Origin of the sequence: Kocuria sp., assembly GCF_030536815.1 — a bacterium.
Lineage (GTDB): Bacteria > Actinomycetota > Actinomycetes > Actinomycetales > Micrococcaceae > Kocuria > Kocuria gwangalliensis.
This window is the reverse complement of sequence record NZ_JAUNPE010000237.1, coordinates 250-2,645: the sequence shown is the minus strand read 5'-3', so window position 1 is coordinate 2,645 and position 2,396 is coordinate 250. Positions and strand designations below refer to the sequence as shown.

At 59.2% G+C, this 2,396-nt stretch carries 5 protein-coding genes; all 5 read left to right on the top strand.

What is annotated here, in order from left to right; translation table 11 throughout:
- A partial coding sequence (locus Q4E95_RS12635) for a type II toxin-antitoxin system VapB family antitoxin (RefSeq protein ID WP_303383637.1) occupies positions 1-277 on the top strand: 277 nt, incomplete at its 5' end.
- Positions 278-426: 149 nt separating this feature from the next.
- Entirely contained in the window at positions 427-603 is a 177-nt protein-coding gene (locus tag Q4E95_RS12630; protein ID WP_303383636.1) for a hypothetical protein, read from the top strand.
- A complete protein-coding gene (locus Q4E95_RS12625; RefSeq protein ID WP_368660334.1) occupies positions 531-1,073 on the top strand; it encodes a GAF and ANTAR domain-containing protein in 543 nt (180 codons plus the stop codon). Before Q4E95_RS12630 ends, Q4E95_RS12625 begins: the two co-directional genes overlap by 73 nt.
- Positions 1,070-1,420 carry a hypothetical protein gene (locus Q4E95_RS12620; protein WP_216823132.1) on the top strand — a complete coding sequence of 117 codons (351 nt, stop codon included), beginning with the start codon at positions 1,070-1,072 and terminating at the stop codon, positions 1,418-1,420. Before Q4E95_RS12625 ends, Q4E95_RS12620 begins: the two co-directional genes overlap by 4 nt.
- Positions 1,421-1,490: 70 nt before the next feature.
- The gene (locus tag Q4E95_RS12615) at positions 1,491-2,225 is read left to right on the top strand and encodes a GAF and ANTAR domain-containing protein (protein ID WP_303383634.1); all 735 of its coding nucleotides are present in this window, start codon (positions 1,491-1,493) and stop codon (positions 2,223-2,225) included.
- Positions 2,226-2,396 lie beyond the last annotated feature (171 nt).

Here is a 2,396-nt window from a genome sequence, read left to right as displayed (position 1 = left end):
GGGCGATTCACGCCCGTACCCCGAACACGGCCTGGTCACACCCTCTGACTGGTCGAAAATTCCACCCAAGCAAGTGAGACTCGCCGACCTGGTGACCACACAGTCCATGCTGGATCTGTCAAAACTCCTGGACGCCGATTCCACTTTTTTCGGTGACCTTTTCCCGCATGTCGTCTCCTGGAACGGCACGCTTTACCTGGAGGACGGCGTCCACCGTGCCCTCCGTACCGCGCTCCACCATCGCTCGGTCATCCACGCGCGGGTGCTCGAGCTCTAAGAATCACCTGTCACCTTCCCGAGTGAAACCGCACTTCCCGAGTACAGTGGTTCGTAAGTTGATTTTCTGACTTCGGCTGGAAACTCGCATATCACTTTGGGGCAGATGCCATCCCACTTTGACCGGCCACCCAAAGAACTGCGCACATCATGTCATTTGATTCCACACCCGTTGAACTCAGTAGGATCTTCGCGCACCTGTCCGGGATGATCCTGAACGAGAAGGACGCCACCTCTGCGGCCAGCAAACTCGCTTGGGCCGCTCATCAGACCGTTCCCTCCGCAACCGGCGCCGGCAATACGAATTGGGACAAGGCCCCTGCTTGAGCGCATGGGCAACCTGTGAACCCCAACGTGTAGACGACACCGCCACCGAAACCCGCTGGCCGGATTGGATCGGGGCCGTGTCCTCCATGGGGATCGGATCGATCCTGAGCTCCCCCATGATTTACCGAGGACGTCATGTTGGTGCCTTGAAGGTCTACGCGGCAGAGCCCCATGCCTTTGGCGAGACAGAGGTGCACCTTCTAGGATTGCTGGCCGATGCCGCTGCCACGCTGCTGGGCACAGCGCAGAGCATCGACACCCCGGTGCGACTGAGTAAAGCGTTGACGGACGCTTTGACCACACGGGACACCATCGGCTTGGCTGCGGGTGTCCTCATGGCTCAGGAGCATTTGAACCGGGATGTAGCGCGCACCCGTTTGCTGGAACGGGCGAGAACCAGCAATCGCCGCGTCATCGACGTGGCCTCCGAAATCTTGACTGATTGGGAGAAGCAGGGCGAATCACCGTGAAATCACATGAGTCCGATGACGCTTCTGTCGGCTACGAACAGGCGCGACAGTTATTGGCGACCATGCGCGCAGCCAATATAGACCAAGGTCGCTTGTGGCTGTATTTCTTCAGCATTGGTGGGAGCATCAGCGAGTTCGAGATGGACGCCTTCCTCCACCACTCCTTGGTCCTGCCGCGCCTCCAACGCGACCTCCTCGCCCAAGCCGCTAATGAACTCCTCGCAGAGCAGGCTCCCCCTCGGGCTCCGTACTCGGCCGATATCCTGCGCCGTCGAACCTCACCGGTTGACGGGCCGACTCCCGATGAACGGGAAGACCCTGAAGGCAAAGAGGTCGTGGAAGACTAGACTGGGCTGAAACTTCTGGCCCCGAATCGATCCGTTCGGGGAGTTCGGCACAGCTGCAAAGGAGCAGTCCATGACCGACCGCGAGGCCGACGACCTTTCAGACGAGCAGATCCAACAACTGCTGCTCGACAGTGAAAACATCTCCGAATTTCTCAACGTTTTCACGGTCAACCTGGCCCGGACTATTTCCGATAACCGGAACGAGGTCTATTGCTCAGTGACCCTGTTGCGCCCCAAGCGCACCACTCCAATGGCTTCTTCGCACGAGCTCCTGGAAGACCTTGATGAGCTCCAGTTCCATCACGGCGATGGTCCCTGCCTGACCGCAGCCCGGGACAAACAGGTGGTGTACGTCCCCGATACTCGATCGGATACTCGCTGGCCGGAGTATGGGAAAGCCGCGGCGGAAATGGGAACCTACTCGATTCTGGGGGTACCCATGGAGCTGGAAAGCGGGGCCGCCGCGGGACTGGATGTCTATGCGACCCGTCCCCGCGCCTTCGACGTCCCCGCGGTGGAGCTGATCGAGCAGGAAGTCGCGGCCGTCTCCAGCGCACTGCGTCTCGCTTTGAGGTTGGAAAGTCAGCGGGACGTAGAAAAGGACCTGACGGCCGCCATCAACTCACGCACGGTGATCAACCTTGCCGTGGGGATCGTCATGGGACAGAACCGATGTTCGCAAGGTGAGGCCGTGGATATCCTCACTGCGGCCTCCAACCACCGCAATATCAAGCTGCGTGACCTCGCCGCCGAGCTGGTGGCAAAAATGGGCGGCGGGCCCGGTCGCACTCATTTTGAACGTTAACACTTTGCGTCCAAATTACCGCTTATCTGGGAAAACGTTCCCTACTCACTGGTAGTCCATTGGGCTTAGCTGTAGGTCAAGCCGCGGCCACCCCCACCTATGGAGGAAGGCCGCACGAGTGGACCATAAAATTTCCGTAACCGTCCAGATCGACATGGACGGAAAAAATAT